General features: G+C 63.9%; 17 protein-coding genes and 1 tRNA gene. 10 read left to right on the top strand and 8 right to left on the bottom strand.

Annotated elements, in window-relative coordinates; translation table 11 throughout:
* Positions 1 to 8 precede the first annotated feature (8 nt).
* On the top strand, positions 9 to 1,127 hold the full coding sequence (gene proB, locus D906_RS24465) for a glutamate 5-kinase (RefSeq protein ID WP_025754691.1): 1,119 nt from the start codon (positions 9 to 11) through the stop codon (positions 1,125 to 1,127).
* Complete coding sequence (locus D906_RS24460) at positions 1,124 to 1,585, top strand: CreA family protein (RefSeq protein ID WP_019096697.1); 462 nt, start codon at positions 1,124 to 1,126, stop codon at positions 1,583 to 1,585. Before proB ends, D906_RS24460 begins: the two co-directional genes overlap by 4 nt.
* A 128-nt stretch (positions 1,586 to 1,713) precedes the next feature.
* Here D906_RS24460 and mksF read toward each other — a convergent pair whose 3' ends face one another.
* The 3 genes from mksF to mksB are packed head-to-tail and all read right to left on the bottom strand — an operon-like array spanning position 1,714 to position 6,528.
* Positions 1,714 to 4,545, bottom strand: coding sequence for an Mks condensin complex protein MksF (mksF, locus tag D906_RS24455; protein WP_016713344.1), 2,832 nt, complete (start codon positions 4,543 to 4,545; stop codon positions 1,714 to 1,716).
* Positions 4,542 to 5,249 (bottom strand): Mks condensin complex protein MksE, encoded by a 708-nt coding sequence (mksE, locus tag D906_RS24450; RefSeq protein ID WP_016713343.1) that lies wholly within the window; start codon positions 5,247 to 5,249, stop codon positions 4,542 to 4,544. Before mksE ends, mksF begins: the two co-directional genes overlap by 4 nt.
* On the bottom strand, positions 5,239 to 6,528 hold the full coding sequence (gene mksB / locus D906_RS24445; protein WP_016713342.1) for an Mks condensin complex protein MksB: 1,290 nt from the start codon (positions 6,526 to 6,528) through the stop codon (positions 5,239 to 5,241). The genes mksE and mksB overlap by 11 nt, the downstream gene beginning before the upstream one ends.
* Before the next feature lie 229 nt (positions 6,529 to 6,757).
* Here mksB and D906_RS24440 point away from each other — a divergent pair, with 229 nt between their 5' ends.
* The 3 genes from D906_RS24440 to D906_RS24430 all read left to right on the top strand — a co-directional run bounded on the left by D906_RS24440 (position 6,758) and on the right by D906_RS24430 (position 8,633).
* On the top strand, positions 6,758 to 7,540 hold the full coding sequence (locus tag D906_RS24440) for a hypothetical protein (RefSeq protein WP_027609766.1): 783 nt from the start codon (positions 6,758 to 6,760) through the stop codon (positions 7,538 to 7,540).
* Positions 7,537 to 7,992, top strand: coding sequence for a ribosomal protein S18-alanine N-acetyltransferase (rimI, locus tag D906_RS24435; RefSeq protein WP_016713340.1), 456 nt, complete (start codon positions 7,537 to 7,539; stop codon positions 7,990 to 7,992). The genes D906_RS24440 and rimI overlap by 4 nt, the downstream gene beginning before the upstream one ends.
* 65 nt (positions 7,993 to 8,057) lie before the next feature.
* Positions 8,058 to 8,633, top strand: a complete 576-nt coding sequence (locus D906_RS24430; RefSeq protein WP_016713339.1) for a D-Ala-D-Ala carboxypeptidase family metallohydrolase — start codon at positions 8,058 to 8,060, stop codon at positions 8,631 to 8,633.
* Here the strand turns inward: D906_RS24430 and D906_RS24425 are convergent.
* A complete protein-coding gene (locus D906_RS24425) occupies positions 8,573 to 9,490 on the bottom strand; it encodes a LysR substrate-binding domain-containing protein (protein ID WP_027609765.1) in 918 nt (305 codons plus the stop codon). The two genes, D906_RS24430 and D906_RS24425, sit on opposite strands and share 61 nt — an antisense overlap.
* Positions 9,491 to 9,673: 183 nt before the next feature.
* On the opposite strand from D906_RS24425, the gene D906_RS24420 reads away from it, so the two are divergent.
* Entirely contained in the window at positions 9,674 to 10,288 is a 615-nt protein-coding gene (locus tag D906_RS24420) for a LysE family translocator (RefSeq protein ID WP_025754689.1), read from the top strand.
* Positions 10,289 to 10,451: 163 nt separating this feature from the next.
* Here the strand turns inward: D906_RS24420 and D906_RS24415 are convergent.
* Together D906_RS24415 and D906_RS24410 are read right to left on the bottom strand one after the other, a co-directional pair.
* A tRNA-Met gene (locus tag D906_RS24415) sits at positions 10,452 to 10,528 on the bottom strand.
* A 95-nt stretch (positions 10,529 to 10,623) separates the two neighbouring features.
* Positions 10,624 to 11,547 (bottom strand): FecR domain-containing protein, encoded by a 924-nt coding sequence (locus D906_RS24410; protein WP_019098876.1) that lies wholly within the window; start codon positions 11,545 to 11,547, stop codon positions 10,624 to 10,626.
* A gap of 190 nt (positions 11,548 to 11,737) precedes the next feature.
* On the opposite strand from D906_RS24410, the gene D906_RS24405 reads away from it, so the two are divergent.
* From D906_RS24405 to D906_RS24400, 3 genes are all read left to right on the top strand, one after another.
* Positions 11,738 to 12,952, top strand: coding sequence for an MFS transporter (locus D906_RS24405; RefSeq protein ID WP_016713335.1), 1,215 nt, complete (start codon positions 11,738 to 11,740; stop codon positions 12,950 to 12,952).
* Positions 12,953 to 13,052: 100 nt separating this feature from the next.
* Positions 13,053 to 13,190 (top strand): hypothetical protein, encoded by a 138-nt coding sequence (locus D906_RS26675; protein ID WP_016713334.1) that lies wholly within the window; start codon positions 13,053 to 13,055, stop codon positions 13,188 to 13,190.
* 83 nt (positions 13,191 to 13,273) lie between these two features.
* On the top strand, positions 13,274 to 14,431 hold the full coding sequence (locus D906_RS24400; RefSeq protein WP_027609763.1) for an MFS transporter: 1,158 nt from the start codon (positions 13,274 to 13,276) through the stop codon (positions 14,429 to 14,431).
* 7 nt (positions 14,432 to 14,438) lie between these two features.
* On the opposite strand, the gene D906_RS24395 is transcribed toward D906_RS24400, so the two are convergent.
* Both D906_RS24395 and D906_RS24390 read right to left on the bottom strand, forming a co-directional pair.
* Positions 14,439 to 15,395, bottom strand: a complete 957-nt coding sequence (locus tag D906_RS24395; protein WP_019098874.1) for a FecR domain-containing protein — start codon at positions 15,393 to 15,395, stop codon at positions 14,439 to 14,441.
* Entirely contained in the window at positions 15,382 to 15,897 is a 516-nt protein-coding gene (locus tag D906_RS24390; protein ID WP_025754686.1) for a sigma-70 family RNA polymerase sigma factor, read from the bottom strand. Before D906_RS24390 ends, D906_RS24395 begins: the two co-directional genes overlap by 14 nt.
* 171 nt (positions 15,898 to 16,068) lie before the next feature.
* Here D906_RS24390 and D906_RS24385 point away from each other — a divergent pair, with 171 nt between their 5' ends.
* On the top strand, positions 16,069 to 16,695 hold the full coding sequence (locus D906_RS24385) for a DNA-3-methyladenine glycosylase (protein ID WP_019098872.1): 627 nt from the start codon (positions 16,069 to 16,071) through the stop codon (positions 16,693 to 16,695).
* Positions 16,696 to 16,709: the final 14 nt, after the last annotated feature.

The raw sequence follows: 16,709 nt of genomic DNA, 5'->3' as shown, positions 1-16,709 counted from the left end.
GGAAGAAGATGCGAAGCAAGGTGACGGGCGCCAAGCGCTGGGTCGTGAAGATTGGCAGTGCTCTGCTGACCGCCGATGGCAAAGGCCTCGACCGCGGCGCCATGGCCGTTTGGGTCGAGCAGATGGTCGCGCTGCGTGAGGCGGGCGTGGAGTTGGTACTGGTGTCCTCCGGGGCCGTGGCTGCCGGCATGAGCCAGCTGGGCTGGACCACGCGACCGAGCGCGATGAACGAGTTGCAGGCGGCTGCCTCGCTCGGCCAGATGCGCCTGGTGCAGGCGTGGGAGTCGAGCTTCGGCGAGCACGGCAAGCACACCGCCCAGATCCTGCTGACCCATGACGACCTGTCCGACCGCAAGCGTTACCTGAACGCCCGCAGCACCCTGCGCACGCTGGTCGACCTGGGCGTGGTGCCGGTGATCAACGAAAACGACACCGTGGTCACCGACGAGATCCGTTTCGGCGACAACGACACCTTGGCGGCGCTGGTGGCCAACCTGGTCGAGGCCGACCTGCTGGTGATCCTCACCGACCGCGATGGCATGTTCGACGCCGACCCGCGCAACAACCCTGAAGCCCAGCTGATTTACGAAGCCCGCGCCGACGACCCGTCGCTGGACGCCGTGGCCGGTGGCACCGGTGGTGCCCTGGGCCGTGGCGGCATGCAGACCAAGCTGCGCGCTGCGCGCCTGGCTGCCCGTTCCGGTGCCCACACCATCATCATCGGTGGCCGCATCGAGCGCGTGCTGGACCGCCTCAAGGCGGGTGAGCGCCTGGGTACCTTGCTGTCGCCCGAGCGCGGCATGCTCGCTGCGCGTAAACAGTGGCTGGCAGGTCACCTGCAAACCCGTGGGACGTTGGTGCTGGATGCCGGTGCCGTGCAGGCGCTGCGCCAGGCCAACAAGAGCTTGCTGCCGGTTGGCGTGAAGACCGTGCAGGGCAGTTTCCGCCGTGGCGAGATGGTGGTGTGCGTCGGCCCGGACGGTCTGGAGGTGGCGCGCGGGTTGGCCAACTACAGCGCCCTGGAAGCGCAGAAGATCATTGGCCAACCGTCCGATGCCATCGAAAGCCTGCTGGGCTACAGCGCCGAGCCGGAGCTGGTGCACCGCGACAACCTGGTGCTGGTATGAGCCTGTTCAAGCGGGTGATCGGAGTGGCAGCGCTGGTGCTGCCAATGCTGGCCGGGGCCGAGGAAATCGGCCAGGTGTCCACCGTGTTCAAGTTCCTCGGGCCGAATGACCGCATCGTGGTCGAGGCGTTCGACGACCCCAAGGTCGAGGGCGTGACCTGCTACCTGTCGCGGGCCAAGACAGGCGGTGTGAAGGGTGGGTTGGGGCTGGCCGAGGACCGGGCGGAGGCATCGATTGCCTGCCGTCAGGTCGGGCCGATCAACTTCAAGGGTGAGTTGAAGGACGGCGAGGAGGTGTTCAAGGAGCGCACCTCGCTGGTGTTCAAGACCATGCAGGTGGTGCGCTTCCTGGACAAGAAGCGCAATACGCTGGTGTACCTGGTGTACAGCGACCGCATGATCGAAGGCAGCCCGCAGAATGCGGTGACCGCGATACCGATCTTGCCTTGGGCGCATTGATAACCTTGTAGATCGCCGGGAGGCCTTCGGCCTCCTATCGCGACCTGCGGTCGCTCCTACGGGAGATTGCGATACCCCTGTAGAAGCGATCGCAGGTCGCGATGGGCCGCAAAGCGGCCCTGGTTACCTCAGGCCAACTCTTCGGCCTGATCCTCACGCACAACCGCCTTAACCTCATCCAGCCGGCTGATGAACTTCCAGTCCGCCTCGTCGATGTAGATGCCATTCGGCCCGCTACCGCCTTCCAGGTCGATCGCCACACGCGCCGATACCTGAGGCTTCACACTCGCCAGAATCGGCACGAAGCCCAGCTGCAGGCTGGTCTCCAGCAGTGCTGCCTGGTTGCGTTCGTCGATGTCTGCTGCCTCATCCAGGTAGTACGGCAGGCGAATGCGCCCGGCCAGGTCACGGTCCATCAAGTGCAGCAACAGGTACATGTTGGTCAGCGCCTTGATGGTCATGGTGGTGCCGTTGGACGCCGCGCCGTCGATGTCGGCGTGGATGACCGGTTGGCCGTTGACCTTGGTGATCTCGAACGCCAGCTCGAACAGGTCCTTCAGGCCCAGCTGGTTGTGGTTGGCCGCCACCAGCCGTGCCAGGTACTCCTTGGCCTCTTCGTTCTTGTTGTCCTGCTCGGCGCTTTGGGTCAGGTCGAACACCGACAGGGTTTCGCCTTCTTCGTACTGGCCGGCACTGTGGATGATCTGGTCGATGTGCTTGAGCGCTTCCTTGTTCGGTGCCAGCACCACGCGGAAGCTTTCCAGGTTGGACACCTGGCGCTTGTTGATCTCGCGGTTGAACAGGGCCAGCTGGTGCTCGAGGCTGTCGTAGTCGCTGCGGATGTTGCGCAGAGTACGGGCAATGTCGGTGACTGCAGCGCGGCGTGCCTTGGCCAGGGTCAGGGCTTCGTCGGTGCGGTGCGCGTAGGCGTTCACCAGCAGTTGCAGGCGGCGTTCCATGTCGTCTTCGCTGTCGAACTTGGCCACGCCTTTCAGGCGCACCTGGGCGTACAGCGCCTCGATCTGGTTATCCACGCGCTGCAGGGCTTGCCAGCTGTCCTGGTAGTCATTGAGCAGCGGCAGCAGGTTGTCCATCGAGTCGTCGATGGCTTCCATGAACGGCGTGCCGTAGGGCAGGTCGGCCGGCAGCAGTTGACGACGGCGCAGGGCGTCTTCCAGGGTGCGTTGCTTGGACTCGAGGTCGCCGATCTGGCGGCCGACCAGCTGCAGCTTGGCCGACAGCTGCTGGACGCGCTCGGTGAAGGCGTCGCTGGAACGCTTCAATTCGTCCTGGGCAGCTTCCAGCTGCGACAGTTGTTCCAGCTTCTCTGGCTCTTCGGCGCTGAGGGTTTCAGTGCGGCGGAAGTCTTCCAGCGCCTTTTGCGCATCCAGCACTTCCTGATACAGGGTTTCGGTTTGCGCTTTGGAGGCGGAGCGGTCGGCGGCTACGGCTTGCTGGGTCTTGAGCTGTTTCAGCTCTTTTTCCAGGCGCTCCTTCTGGTCGCGCAGGGCGGCACGGTCGGCCAGGGCCTGCAGTGCCGGCGGGTCGATGTTGGTCAGGTCGATGGCCAGGCCCGGCGCTTCGAAGCGCTCGCCCTTGAAGCCGTCGAGCACCGCTTCCAGCGATTTTACCCACAGGTCGCTGTCGTCCAGCTCGATGCCACGGTCGCCCAGCGGCAGGCTGAACAGCGCGCCGTTGAACAGGCGCATCAGGCGGTCGACGTCGGCTTGCGAGAACTCTTCGCGCAGGCGGGCATAGCTGTTGTTGTCGGCGTGGTCGAGCTGCTGCTTGACCTGTTTCAGGCGTTTTTCCAGGTCGCGTACGCGCTCGTCGAGGTCTTCGGCGCTGAACTGCCGCGACTGGGCCAGGGCGCCGGCCAGTTCGTCGTGGGCGTCCTTGGCTGCCAACAGTTGCTGTTCCAGGACCTTGACGTCATCGACCAGGGCAAAGCGGTGCTTGAGCACCGACAGCTCGCCCAGCCAGCGCTGGATGCCGGTGATTTCACGCTCCAGGCGCATCAGCTCCTGGGTGCCGCCGCGCTGGTCATTCTGCAGGCGATCCTGCTCGCCACGGTAGTGCTCGGACTGGATGACCAGCTCTTCCTTGCGCGCCATGGCGTATTCCTGCCAGGTGCCCAGCAGGGTGTCGAGTACGGGCGAAATGCGGTGCAGTTTGCCGCGCAGGATGTCGCGCTGGGCCACACCACCGGCCAGGGCCTCGACCAGCGGGCCGGCGGCGACCAGGGCGTTGTAGTCCTGCTCCATGCGGCGCACGTCGCGGAACGCTTCCTCGCAGGCGGCGATGTAGTCGACGCTGCCCGAACGCAGGCTGTGCTCGAACGCATCGAGGAACAGCTGCTTGAGCTTGGCTGCGGTGATTTCGCGCATGTGCAGCAGGTTGATGAACAGTGCGCGGAAGGTTTTCAGGCTTTGCTCGCTGGTGGAGCGCAGCGGGATCATGGTCAGGTCCAGCGGCACCGAGGTGTGGCCGCCAACCAGCAGGCGGCGCAGTTCATCCGGCTTCAGCTCGTAAGCCTTGATCCCTAAGCGTTCAAGGTTGGTGAACAGCTCTTTCTGGCGCAGGCAGGTGTCGTTCTTCTGGTAGTGGGCCAGGTCCAGTTCGCCCTTGTAGGCAAAGAACTGGTGGCCGAAACCGCCACCCGGGCCGCGACCGACCACGCCGATCACGTGCGGGCCGTGCGGCAGGCTCAGTTCGCAGAGAATGTACGAGGTGTCGCTGGCGAAGTAGAAGCGGCGCGACTGCTCCAGGCTGTACTTGCCGAAGCTCATGTCCGACATGCGTGCCAGGATCGGGAACTGCAGGGCGTTGATCGACGCCGATTTACCCAGGTTGTTGGCGCCGTACACCGACAGCGGGTGTTCCAGCGGGAACAGGCCAAGGCTGTAGCCGGCGGTGTTGAGCAGTGCGAAGCGGCGGATGCCGTAGCGTTCCTGGCTCATGCGTCAATCTCCTGTTGCTCTTCGCGGATGGCCCGGGCCAGGGCTTGCTCTTCGCTTTCCTCGCCGTCGAACGGGCTGAGGTCCAGCGGATCGTCGGTGCGGTTGAGTTCTTCGGGGCTTTCTTCCTCGACCAGCACCGGGGTGGGCAGCGGCAGGTCGCTGTGCAGGGTGGCGGCCAGGTCGCGGTCCTGCTGCACCGACAGGCACACATCGAGGAAGCGGTGCATCGGCGGCAAGAAGCGGTAGATGCCGCCTTCTTCGTGGGCAAAGCCAAGCTGGGTCATGCGGCGCAGGATTTTTTCTTCCAGCTCGTCCACCGTCTGCACTTCGGCCTGCAGGAACAGGTCGCGGTACTTGTCCAGCAGCGAGGGCAGCTCGTCACGGCCAATACTGCCGCCATCGAGCACGGCCATCGGGTCGCGGCCCTGGTCGGCCAGATGCTCGACCAGAATGAAGGTGAACAGCGACAGGCGCTGTGCGGTCTTGTTCACCTGTGCGGCGGTCATGTCCGGCACGAAGTAGTAGAAACCACGGGTGTCGCACACCAGCTCGAAGCCCAGGGCCTTGAACAGGGTGCGGTACTGGTCCTGGAAGTTCGACAGCTGGGCGTACAGCTCCGGGTCGCGGCGGCTGACGTGGAAGCCTTTGAACAGCTCGCGGAAGATCGGTGCGAGCTGGGACAGTTCGGAAAGATCAAGATGCATGGGCTGGGCTCGCGTTGGGTTCGGTAGGCGCGCTGGTGGCGTCTTCGCGGCTGGAGGTCAGGGCGAACGAGCGCAGGCTGACCAAGTGTTCCTGGGTGGTGTATTCGCGGCGGTCGAGGCGTTCGCGCTTGAAGCGCTTTTCTCGCGACAGGCGCGAGAACCAGTACAGCAGCTCGTCGGTGGCGCCTTCGGGTTCTTGCTCCAGCAGCCAGACCATCAGGTCGGGCAGCGGCAGGGCCTGTTCGCAGCGTTCGGCCATCTCTTTGACCGTGCGCGGTGCGCGGGGCAGGGCGCCGGACTGGGTCTTGTGGGCCTTGGGGAAGCGCGCCGGCTTGGGCTCGAAGCGGGCCAGGGCGTACACATAGGCCTCGACCTGGCTCGCGCTGCCCAGGAAGGTGCTTTGCGGGCGGGTGAACATCGGCATGGCCGCTTGCGGCACGGCATCGATGCCCTTGCGCCGGATCACCGACAGGGCCAGCGCAGCGCCACGGGTCACGGCGTTGTGCCGGCGGGCTTCTTCACGCAGCGGCAGCAGCAGTTCGCGGGCATGGCGCAGGGTGAGCTGGGCGCTGGTCTGCATTTCCAGAATGCGCGCGTGGGTACGCAGCAGCATGTCGTCGTCGACCAGGTGGCCCAGGCGGGCCTGTTCGCCCAGCAGCTTCAGCAGCACGGTCTCGACCTTGCGCACGCCTTGTTCGAAGGCGCCGTCGGCGTTCACCAGCTGGATCATCGGCTCGACGTATTCGTCCCAGGTGGCCAGGACTTCAGCATAACGCTGACGCAGCGGGATCTGGCGGTTGCTGGTCTTGGCCCGCTCGGCCACGGCCACCAGCGCCTGCTCGTCGTTATCGAGCTTTTTCAGTACATCGCGCACACGCATGTCGAGCAGGCGCAGCTGGCGCGCCAGGTCGTCGCTGTCGCGGTTGTCGAAGGCATCCTGGATGTGGCCGGCCAGGCGCTCCAGGTGGCGCAGGTAGGCTTCGATCTCCAGGCACAGGCCCAGCCGGTGTTCGCGGCGCAGGTAGGCGAGGAAGTCGTGGATCTGCGCGTTGAGCTCGAAACGGTTCGGGCTTTTGGCCACCGGGACCAGGATATCCAGGCGGATCCATACGTCGAGCAGCTGGGTGATGTCCTGCGGGGTGCTCTCGACCTGCTGACGGGCCACGTGCTGGCGCAGCTCGACCAGGCTCAGGGTGCCCTGGTCGAAACGCTCGCACAGCGGCTCGATCAGGGCCCAGTGTTCGGCTAGGGCGCGCAGGACGCGCTTGGGTTCGATCATTGGCTTCGACTCGTTGCCAAGAAAAAGGGGGCGATTGTACTGCATCCGGGGGGGAGGTTTTTACCCCTTGGTCTGTAATGAGAGATGTTTGGCTTGAGGTTTGTGCTGGATGTGGGACCGAGCGCCGCCCGCGCGGCGCATCGGGGCGGCGCTCGGTCGGACAGACCCTGCAAAAACCGAGGCGTACACGCTAGAATGTGCGACGTTTCATACCCCGGACCCCCGAGCCTTGCTGACCGAACCCCGCCGCCGCGCCTACCTTTCCGCCATGCAAGTGGTGCATTGGCTGCCGCGCGCCGAACTGCCGTTCGCCGCACCGTCGCGCCCTGAGCTGCTGTTGCCACAGGCGCCGGTAGAGGCAGCCGATTTCGAGATTCGGCCAACCGCGCCGGCGGCCAGCGAGGCCGCGCCCCAGGCGCGCTCGGGCGAGCGCCCGAAAATCGAGATTCCGCGTCCTGGCAGCACGCCCAAGGTCGCTGCCAAGCCTGCCGAAGTCGAGGTAGTTGCGCCAACGCCGCGCCCGGCCCCGGTACCTCCACCGCGTTTCTCGCTGCAACTGCTGCGAGCCGGCAGTTGCCTGCTGCTGGTCGAACTGGCCACCGGCCAGCCGTTCCAGAGCCGCGACCCATCCTACCTGCTGCTCAAGGACATGCTGCGCGCCGCCGGCCTGCCTGACGCCCCGCAGATCATCGGTGAACCGGTGCGCTGGCCGTTGCTGGTGCGAGGCAACATGGACCAGGGGCCTGAAGCCGCGCGCGATTTTGTCCGGGGCTTTGTCCAGGCGCGCCTCGAAGATGCCCCGAGCACCTGCCTGTGGCTGATCGGCCTGCCGGCGCTGCGCTTTGCCGCCAATGCCGACGTCGAAGCCTATTACCAAACCCTGACGCTCGACGGCCTGGGCGACGCCTGGGCACTGCCGGGCCTTGAACTGTTGATGGACGAGCCGCAGCGCAAGGCGGACGTCTGGAAAGCCATGCGCCAGCTGATGGCGCGCTGGAAGAGCGTTGAATGAGTGAATCGATCAGTTTCCGCCCGATGACCGAGGCGGATCTGGATGCCGTACTTAAGATCGAATATGCCGCCTTCAGTCATCCCTGGACCCGCGGGATCTTTCAGGATGCGCTCAAATCGTACGAAATCTGGCTGATGTTCGACGGCCAGCAGCAGGTAGGCCATGGCGTGATCAACGTGATCATCGACGAGGCGCACCTGCTCAACATCACCGTCAAACCTGAAAACCAGGGCCGTGGCCTGGGCCTGCGTTTGCTGGAGCACCTGATGGCCCGGGCCTACCAGCTCAATGGTCGCGAGTGCTTCCTGGAGGTGCGTGCCAGCAACCAGTCCGCCTATCGTTTGTATGAGCGTTACGGCTTCAACGAAATCGGCCGCCGCCGCGACTATTATCCGGTTGCCGGGGGGCGTGAAGACGCGCTGGTGATGGCGTGCACCCTGCTTGAGGACTGACCGAGCATAGCCGCTACCACCTTTGGCCTGGTTTTCTTTGTTCTCTATGCACGGATGGATAAAGGATGAAAAAACGGCTTCTGGTGGCGGGCCTGCTGATTGTTGGTGCAGCACACGCCGACGAACGCGACCTGTGGATGTTCGCCCAATGGGCTGGCGACCACCAAACCCGGCCTTTCCGTGAAATGTTGGTGGATGCCCGCCTTTACGGCGTAGTGCCTATCCACCAGTTGCTGCGCTCGGCTTCGGACTGGAAGCTGTGCCAGGCGTCTCCCTTTGCCGTGCCGCCTGCCAGCAACTGGGCGGCTGTACGTTCGACCCTTTCGCTGATCAAGACGCTTGATGACCAAGGCATCCTGCGCCAGTTCGAAGTGGTCTCCGCCTACCGCAACCCACGCCTGAATACCTGCGCGGGTGGTGCTGCCAACAGTGCCCATACCCGCGCCTTCGCCGTCGATATCCTGTTGCCGGCCTGGGCTGATCCCAACCCGCTGTGCCGCTTCTGGCAGCAGTATGGCCAGGCCTGGAACATGGGCCTGGGGCGCTACCCGTCCGGGCGTATCCATGTGGATACCGCCGGCTATCGCACCTGGGGCGGCGATGGCAGCGCCGGCTCGTCGTTCTGCATCAAGCCCAGGTGAGCCAGGCAGCGCTGGCATTCGCTTGTGACCCATTCGGCAAAACGCTGGCGCTTTCCGCCGTCTTCGACCGGTTGTGGGCTCAGCAAGTGGTAGGCCGAGCCATCGCGCACAAAACCGAAGGGTGCCTGCAACTGCCCGCTGTCGAGTTCGTCGCGCACCATCAGGGCTGAGGCCATGGCCACGCCCAGGCCGGCGTTGGCGGCCTGGATCGACAGGTAGAAGTGCTCGTAGTCGCTGCGTTCGTTATGCCGCGCCTGCTGGCCGCTGAGGCGTAACCAGGTGGGCCAGGCGCCGGGGCGGGTGGTGCTGTGCAGCAGGCGCTGGCCGTTCAGCTGGTTGGGGGCGGTGGGATGACACACCGGGCCGATCCATTCTTCGCAGATTTTCTGGTTGTACAGCTGGTTATCCCAGTGAAAGTCGTCGCGGCGGATTGCCAGGTCGACACCGCTACGGGCGAAGTCCAGCGGCCCGCCTGCGGCTACCAGGTGCAACTGCAGGTCGGGGTGGTCGGCATGGAAGCGAGGCAGGCGCGGGATCAGCCAGCGCATGGCGATGGTCGGCTCGCAGGACAGCACCAGCACATTGTCGCGGGCCTGTTGTTGCAAGCGCTGCACGGCGCCTTCGAGCTGTTCGAAGATCGCCTGGGTGGTGCCCTGCAGGGCGCGGCCGGCTGGGCTGAGGAAAATGGCCCGGTTACGGCGTTCGAACAGGTCCACGCCGAGGTGTTCTTCAAGCAGGCGTACCTGGCGGCTGACGGCGCCGTGGGTGACGTGCAGGTGCTCGGCGGCGCGCACGAAGCTTTCGGTCTGGGCGGCGATGTCGAAGTAGCGGAAGGCGTTCAAGGGCGGCAATTTCATGGCTTGCATGTTTTCAGGCCCGGCCTCTTCGCGGGCGTGCCCGCGAAAAGGCCAGTACTGGCAAAACACCTCTGTGAGAAAAACTGTCAGATATGTCTCACTATAAATCGATTTTTCCCCACCTATAAGCGCTCGATAATCATCCCTTCTGTGCATTTTCATCGCCTATCGAGAGCCACCCGCATGACCGAACTCATCGCCGTCGCCCTGTTCACCCTGCTCGCCGTCATCAGCCCAGGCGCCGATTTCGCCATGGTCACCCGCAGCAGTTATGCACAGGGCCGAAGGGCCGGGTTGGCCGCTGCCGTGGGCATTGCGCTGGGAGTGCAGGTGCATGTGCTGTACACGGTGTTGGGCATTGCAGTGCTCATCAGCCAGAGCCCGGCTTTGTTCTTCACCATGAAAGTGCTGGGTGCGGGTTACCTGATCTATCTGGGTTACCAGTCATTGACCAATACGCGGCGCATCAGCCTGGAGGGTGTAGGGCAAGCCGATGGTGGCGTGCTGCAAGCCCTGCGGTCGGGCTTTCTGACCAACGCCCTCAACCCCAAGACCATGTTGTTTGTCATCAGTGCGTTCACCCAGGTCGTCCAGCCCCACAGCCCGTTGGTGCTGGATTTCGCCTACGGCGCGTTCATGTCCTTTGCCCATTGGCTGTGGTTCAGCGTGGTGGCGGTGTTCTTCTCCAGCACGGCACTGCGCAAGGCCATGATCGAACGGCAAATGCTGGTGGACCGTGCCATAGGCCTGGCGCTGATCGGGCTTGGCCTTGCGGTAGCCGTAACCGGCATACGGTGAAGTGTCGATTGCATGACGGGGTGATGGCCATGGCAGGCGCCTGCAGCCAGCGCTGTAGTTGCAGCAGGGGCGGCCTTGGCTGCAAGTGAGGGTATTGCCCGGCGCTAACTTTTTCGCAGGCAAAGAAAAAGGGCTTACCTTGCGGTAAGCCCTTCGTCTTGTTTGGTGGCTACACAGGGACTTGAACCCCGGACCCCAGCATTATGAATGCTATGCTCTAACCAACTGAGCTATGTAGCCGATGGCGCGCATTATTCTCTTGAACGCCCCCCCTGTCAACACTCATTTCAAAAAAAATTTGCACGCTTTCAAAAACTTAGCGGCCGGGCACGGTTTCAGCGCACCACAAGCCAGTGGCCGAGCACGTCCTGAAGCTGCAAATGCTGGGCCGCAGCCAGGGATTGCAGGCTCTCCTGTGGCCGGTCGAGGTTGAAATCACCGCTTACGCGCCGATGGGCCATTTGTTCATCCATCATCCACAGGCGTTGCCCCTGGTACCCGGCAAGGCGCTCCAGCACCTGCCCCAAAGGCATGTCGGTGGCTTTCAGGCGGCCGTTGCGCCAGCTGTCGGCGGTTTTCAGGTCAGCTTTCTGCACCTGGTTGATACGCATGTCATCAAAGGTAACCCGCTCACCCGCCGAGACCATGCGTTGATCCCCCCCTTGGGTGACCAGGGCCTTGCCACTGAGTACCACGAGTTCATCATGATTTGCATGGCGGGCGACCTGCAGGCGGGTGCCGAACACCTGGATGCGTGCGTTGCCCACTTCCACTTCCATCGCCCGCCCATCGAGCACAACCTCCAGGTACACCTGGCCCTGCACCAGGTGCAGTTGACGCGTGCGGCCGCGCAGGTCGACGTTCATGGCGCTGGCGCTGTCCAGGTTAAGCGTGGTGCCATCTGCCAGACGCGTGCTGCGGCGTTCGCCCACGTCGGTGTGCAACTCGCTGGCAAGGCGCTGCATCAGCGGCCAGTAGAGGTAGGCTGCGGCGCTTAATACGAGCAGGAACACCAGTGCCAGCCATTTGCCCAGGTGACTGCGGCGCACGGTGACCTGCCGTGGGCGGGGGCGGGCGGGTGGTGGCTGCAACTGCTGCCAGCACGTTTCCAGCTCGGCGTAGGCGCGAGCGTTTTCGGGGGCCTGGCACCAGGCCGCGAATGCCTGGCGCTGGGCTTCATCACAGCCGGGTTGGTGCAATAGCGAAAACCACTCCAGCGCTTCCTGCTGTGGGTCGGGCTGCAGTTGCATGGCGGGCATCGGGCTCATGGGTAGGTCTGCTCACGATAGGGGCCGTTTCGCCCAACGATGACAGGGGTATGGGTTAAGGATGCTAATTATATTGAGAACCATTTTCAAGTGCGTCGCAAAGGGGGATAAAAAAGGTAGCTATGTATCTATTTGTTTCCTGATAATCGGATCCCAAACCTAAGGACGGAGATTTAGGCAAATGGCCATCAGTAGTGCCTCCACCGCGTCCACCAACGCAACGGCGAACCAAGCCACGCCGCTGGTGATGCGCATCATTGGTTTCTGCGCCCTGGCGCACCTGATCAACGACCTGATCCAGTCGGTGCTGCCGGCGATCTACCCGATGCTCAAGGCCAACTACGACCTGAGCTTTGCCCAGATCGGCCTGATCACGCTGACGTTCCAGATCACCGCTTCGTTGCTGCAACCCTGGGTCGGCTTTTTCACCGACCGCCGGCCGACACCGAACCTGTTGCCGATGGGCACCTTGTGCACGCTGGTGGGCATCGTGATGCTTGCCTTTGTGGGCAGCTTCCCGATGATCTTGCTGGCCTCGGCGCTGGTCGGTATCGGCTCATCGACGTTCCACCCGGAAACCTCGCGTATTGCACGCCTCGCCTCTGGCGGGCGCTTCGGCCTGGCCCAATCAACCTTCCAGGTGGGCGGCAACACCGGTTCGGCCCTGGGCCCGCTGCTGGCGGCGGCCATCGTCATTCCATTCGGTCAGACCCACGTCGCCTGGTTCGGCCTGGCCGCGCTGTTCTTCTTTGGCGTCACCTTGATGCTGCGTGGCTGGTACAAGGAGCACCTCAACCAGGCCAAGGCGCGCAAGGCGGTGCAAGCCACCCACGGCATCTCGCGCAACCGGGTGATCGCGGCGCTGATCGTGCTGGGCTTGCTGGTGTTCTCCAAGTACTTCTACATGGCCAGCTTCACCAGTTACTTCACCTTCTACCTGATCGAAAAGTTCGATGTGTCGGTGGCCAGCTCGCAGCTGCACCTGTTCCTGTTCCTCGGCGCGGTGGCGGCCGGCACGTTCTTTGGCGGGCCGATCGGTGACCGCATCGGGCGCAAGGCGGTGATCTGGTTCTCGATTTTGGGCGTGACGCCGTTCACCTTGGCACTGCCGTATGCCGACCTGTTCTGGACCACGGTGTTGAGCGTGGTGATCGGCTTTATCCTGGCGTCGGCGTTTTCCGCGATCGTGGTGTATGCGCAGGAGCTGGTACCGGGCAGCGTGGGCATGATCGCCGGAATCTTCTTCGGGCTGATGTTCGGCTTCGGCGGCATTGGTGCGGCGCTGCTGGGGTATGTGGCGGACCTGCGCGGTATCGAATATGTGTATGGGCTGTGCTCGTTCCTGCCGTTGTTCGGCTTGTTGGCGGTGTTCTTGCCGTCTACGGGTAAACGCTGATATCCCTGGGGCTGCGTTGCAGCCCCGACGATTGACGACCTGACACCCTTGGCCTAGAGTGCCGCCTCTTTTTCCAACCACCTGCGTAGTAGTCAAAGCAATGCGCCGTACCCAGTCCCTGCCAAACGCCCGTCAGCCTGCCTTCCAGGCCTTGCGTCGTGCGTGGCCGAGCGACACGGTGCTCAAGCGCCGCCGCAGCGTGCTGTTTGCCTTCACCTTCTCGCCACACCTCGCCTGAACTGATCTGCGCTTTTGCGTCGCTCGCCACCCTGGCGTGCGCGCCTGTGTCTGCACGTCTTTTCGGTTTGCAAGGAGTGGTACATGAACATGCGTTTGCTGGCGGGCCTGTTGTTCGCCGTTTCGGTCGTGGGTTTCAGTTTGGGGGCCAGCTTGCCGCTGGTGTCGTTGCGCCTGCATGAAGCGGGGGCGAGCACCCTGGAGATTGGCATCATCTCGGCCATCCCTGCTGCGGGCATGATGCTCTCGGCGTTTCTGGTCGATGCCTGCTGCCGTCACCTCACCCGGCGCACCATCTACTTGCTGTGTTTCAGCCTGTGCACGGTCAGCATTGCCTTGCTCGAGCCGGCATTCGGTTCGCTGTGGCTGCTGGCGCTGCTGCGCCTTGGCCTCGGGCTCGGCATGGGGATCGCCATCATCCTCGGCGAGTCGTGGGTCAACGAGCTGTGCCCGGAGCACAACCGCGGCAAGATCATGGCCCTGTATGCCACCAGCTTCACTGGCTTTCAGGTGCTCGGCCCGGCCATGCTGGCGGTGCTGGGTGCCGATAGCCCGTGGATCACCGGGGTGGTCACCGCCTGCTATGGCCTGGCGCTGCTGTGCATCGTGCTGACCGTGCCAAACGACCATGTCGAACATGAAGAGGGCGAAAAGAGCTTTGGCTTGGCCGGGTTCTTCCGTGTGGCGCCGGCGCTTTGCGTGGCGGTGCTGTTCTTTTCGTTCTTCGATGCCGTGGTGTTGTCGCTGTTGCCGGTGTATGCCACCAGCCATGGGTTTGCCGTGGGCATCGCGGCGCTGATGGTGACTGTGGTGTTTGCTGGCGACATGCTGTTCCAGTTGCCGCTGGGCTGGCTAGCCGACCGGGTGGAGCGCACCGGGCTGCACCTGGTGTGCGGGCTGGTGGCGATGGCGATCGGCATCGGCCTGCCTTGGCTGTTGAACCTCACCTGGCTGCTGTGGCCGCTGTTGGTGGTACTGGGCGCGGTGGCAGGGGGTATCTACACCTTGGCGTTGGTGTTGATCGGGCAGCGCTTCAAAGGCCAGGACCTGGTCACTGCCAACGCCAGCGTAGGGTTGCTGTGGGGCGTGGGGAGCCTGATCGGGCCGCTGCTCAGTGGCGCGGCAATGAATGTGGCGCCACATGGCTTGCCCATGGCGCTGGCGCTGATGGCCGGGTTGTTCGTGTGTTTTGCCAGGCAGTCGTACCGGCGTGCGGGGCGCATACGCGCTGTGGCGCAGTGATGACCTTTCAGGCTGCGTCGACGTTTACCCAGAAGCGCGTCCGGTAGTCGACCCGCACAGGCAGGCTGCGAGTAAGCAGTTGCAGGACCTGCTCGGTGTCAGCCAGCTGAAAGGTGCCAGACACTTTCAAGCTTGCCACTTCAGGCGCGCAGCGCAACAGGCCTGGACGGTACCGGCCGAGTTCGGCGACAAACTCGGCCAATGGCATCTGCCGCACACTGAGTACACCGTCGGTCCAGCCCCACGGGTCGCTGTGCAGCGTCACTGCGTGGATGCTGCCATTTGCCCCGATCTGCAAGGTTTCGCCCTGCTCGATTTGCCGCGCAGAGGCGGAGGAGGGGAACAGCGTAACTTCGCCACGACGCACCGACAGCAGCAGGCCCTGGCTGTTTTCGCGCAGCAACAGCTGGCTGCCGAGTGTGGTCAGCGGGCCGACACGGGTGTCGATACGGAACGGTCGGTTGTCATTCGGGTTGCTGTCCAGGCTGACCTCGCCGTGGATCAGTTCCAGCCGGCGCTGCGCTGAGCTGTAGCGCAAGTCGATGGCGCTGGCGGTGTTGAGCTGGATGCGGCTGCCGTCGCTGCCTTGCCATTGGCGTCGTTCACCTGTGGCGGTGCTGCTGTCGGCCAACAGTTGTGGCAAGCCCAACGGTTCGCGTGCGGCCCAGCCCAGGCTGCCGCCCACGGCCAAGAGCCCTAGCAACTTAAGGTGGTTTCGGCGGCTGACGCGTTGGCGCTGGCCGCCCTCCAGGGTGCGCCGGCTCAAGTCCTTGGGCAACGCGGCCATCTCGTCACTGAGGTGGCTGACACGCTGCCAGGCCAGCGGGTTGTGCGGGTGGCTGGCCAGCCATTGCCGGAACTGTTGCTCGGTATGTGCGCTGGGGCGGTCGAAGCGCAGTTTCACCAGCCAGTCGATCGCCTGGTCGACCTGTGCCTGCGCGGGTGCGCTGTCAGGTGTCGGCATAGCGCAACCGGTAGCAGACGCCCAGGGCCTTGGCCAGGTCGCGCTCGATGGTGGCGCGGGATACGTCCAGCTGCTGCGCGATCTGCACGATGCTCAAACCGTCCAGCTGGGCCAGCAGAAACGCCTGGCGTACACGCGGTTTCAACTGGTGCAGGGCACGGTCCAGGTGCTCTAGGGCATCGAGGATGACCAACCGGTCTTCCTCGCTGGGCACTTCAGCCTCGGGCAAGTGCGCAAGGCTTTCCTGGTAGGCCCGCTCCAGTGCGCGGCGGCGGAACTGGTCGATCATCAAGCCGCGGGCGATGCTGCTGAGGTAGGCGCGTGGCTCTTTCAGCGGCGACACCTGGCGGGCGCGCAGCAAGCGTACGAAGGTATCCTGAGCCAGGTCGGCGGCATGCTCGCCGCAACCGACCCGGCTACGCAACCAGCCGCGCAGCCAGGCATGGTGGGACTGGTACAGCAGAGCGACCTCGGCCGGTTTGAGCGTGTCGTTGATCTGCATCGTAGCGAAGGCCCGATCCCTTGATGTGTGCGATTGTGAATTGTTCTCAATTCTATGCGGGGATGATGGCGTGGAGCAATGGTATGCCAGGAATTAGCCGAGCAAGAACCGGCGTTTGCCCGATGAACGGCTGCGCTAAGCTGGACCTGCAATCGACTTGATGGAGGTGCCATGATTCTGGCCGACCTTTCGCCGCAGGCCTTGCGCGAGGCCACCGATTACCTTGCTGCGCTCGACCCGGACTGGTCGCGGCACGTCGCGGTGACCGGGCCGTGCCTGCACCAGGCCACGCCGGGGCGTGAGCCTTATGAGGCACTGGTGCGGGCGATTGCCTACCAGCAACTGCATGCCCGTGCCGCCGAGGCGATTCTGGGTCGGTTGCTGGCGCTGTTCCCGCAGGTTGCGTTCCCGGCACCTGAGCAACTGTTGGCTGTCAGCCCCGACACCCTGCGCGGTTGTGGGTTTTCGGCAAGCAAGATGGCCACGGTGCAGGGCATTGCCCAGGCCCGGCTGGAAGGCCTGGTGCCGACGCGGGAAGAGGCATTGGCCATGGCTGATGAAGCCCTGATCGAGCGCCTGGTGGCATTGCGTGGGGTAGGGCGGTGGACAGTGGAGATGCTGCTGATCTACAGCCTGGAACGGTCGGACATTCTGCCAGTGGACGATTTTGGTGTGCGTGAGGGCTATCGACGGCTCAAGGGGCTGGAGAAGGCGCCAACGCCTGCGCAGATGCGCTCGCTGGGTGGCGCCTGGCGGCCGTACCGCACGGTGGCCGCCTGGTACCTGTGGCGGGCCTGAGGCTTTTGCACTGC

It is taken from the genome of Pseudomonas sp. LAIL14HWK12:I1 (assembly GCF_003202095.1).
GTDB classification, from domain to species: Bacteria; Pseudomonadota; Gammaproteobacteria; order Pseudomonadales; family Pseudomonadaceae; genus Aquipseudomonas; species Aquipseudomonas monteilii.
The sequence above is the reverse complement of the archived record's forward strand: the minus strand, read 5'-3'. Positions and strand labels throughout refer to the sequence as shown.

Coding starts and splice junctions, on each gene's coding strand:
- proB (WP_025754691.1), top strand. CDS start 9: ATGCGAAGCAAGGTGACGGGCGCCAAGCGCTGGGTCGTGAAGATTGGC.
- D906_RS24460 (WP_019096697.1), top strand. CDS start 1,124: ATGAGCCTGTTCAAGCGGGTGATCGGAGTGGCAGCGCTGGTGCTGCCA.
- mksF (WP_016713344.1), bottom strand. CDS start 4,545: ATGAGCCAGGAACGCTACGGCATCCGCCGCTTCGCACTGCTCAACACC.
- mksE (WP_016713343.1), bottom strand. CDS start 5,249: ATGCATCTTGATCTTTCCGAACTGTCCCAGCTCGCACCGATCTTCCGC.
- mksB (WP_016713342.1), bottom strand. CDS start 6,528: ATGATCGAACCCAAGCGCGTCCTGCGCGCCCTAGCCGAACACTGGGCC.
- rimI (WP_016713340.1), top strand. CDS start 7,537: ATGAGTGAATCGATCAGTTTCCGCCCGATGACCGAGGCGGATCTGGAT.
- D906_RS24430 (WP_016713339.1), top strand. CDS start 8,058: ATGAAAAAACGGCTTCTGGTGGCGGGCCTGCTGATTGTTGGTGCAGCA.
- D906_RS24425 (WP_027609765.1), bottom strand. CDS start 9,490: ATGAAATTGCCGCCCTTGAACGCCTTCCGCTACTTCGACATCGCCGCC.
- D906_RS24420 (WP_025754689.1), top strand. CDS start 9,674: ATGACCGAACTCATCGCCGTCGCCCTGTTCACCCTGCTCGCCGTCATC.
- D906_RS24410 (WP_019098876.1), bottom strand. CDS start 11,547: ATGCCCGCCATGCAACTGCAGCCCGACCCACAGCAGGAAGCGCTGGAG.
- D906_RS24405 (WP_016713335.1), top strand. CDS start 11,738: ATGGCCATCAGTAGTGCCTCCACCGCGTCCACCAACGCAACGGCGAAC.
- D906_RS26675 (WP_016713334.1), top strand. CDS start 13,053: ATGCGCCGTACCCAGTCCCTGCCAAACGCCCGTCAGCCTGCCTTCCAG.
- D906_RS24400 (WP_027609763.1), top strand. CDS start 13,274: ATGAACATGCGTTTGCTGGCGGGCCTGTTGTTCGCCGTTTCGGTCGTG.
- D906_RS24395 (WP_019098874.1), bottom strand. CDS start 15,395: ATGCCGACACCTGACAGCGCACCCGCGCAGGCACAGGTCGACCAGGCG.
- D906_RS24390 (WP_025754686.1), bottom strand. CDS start 15,897: ATGCAGATCAACGACACGCTCAAACCGGCCGAGGTCGCTCTGCTGTAC.
- D906_RS24385 (WP_019098872.1), top strand. CDS start 16,069: ATGATTCTGGCCGACCTTTCGCCGCAGGCCTTGCGCGAGGCCACCGAT.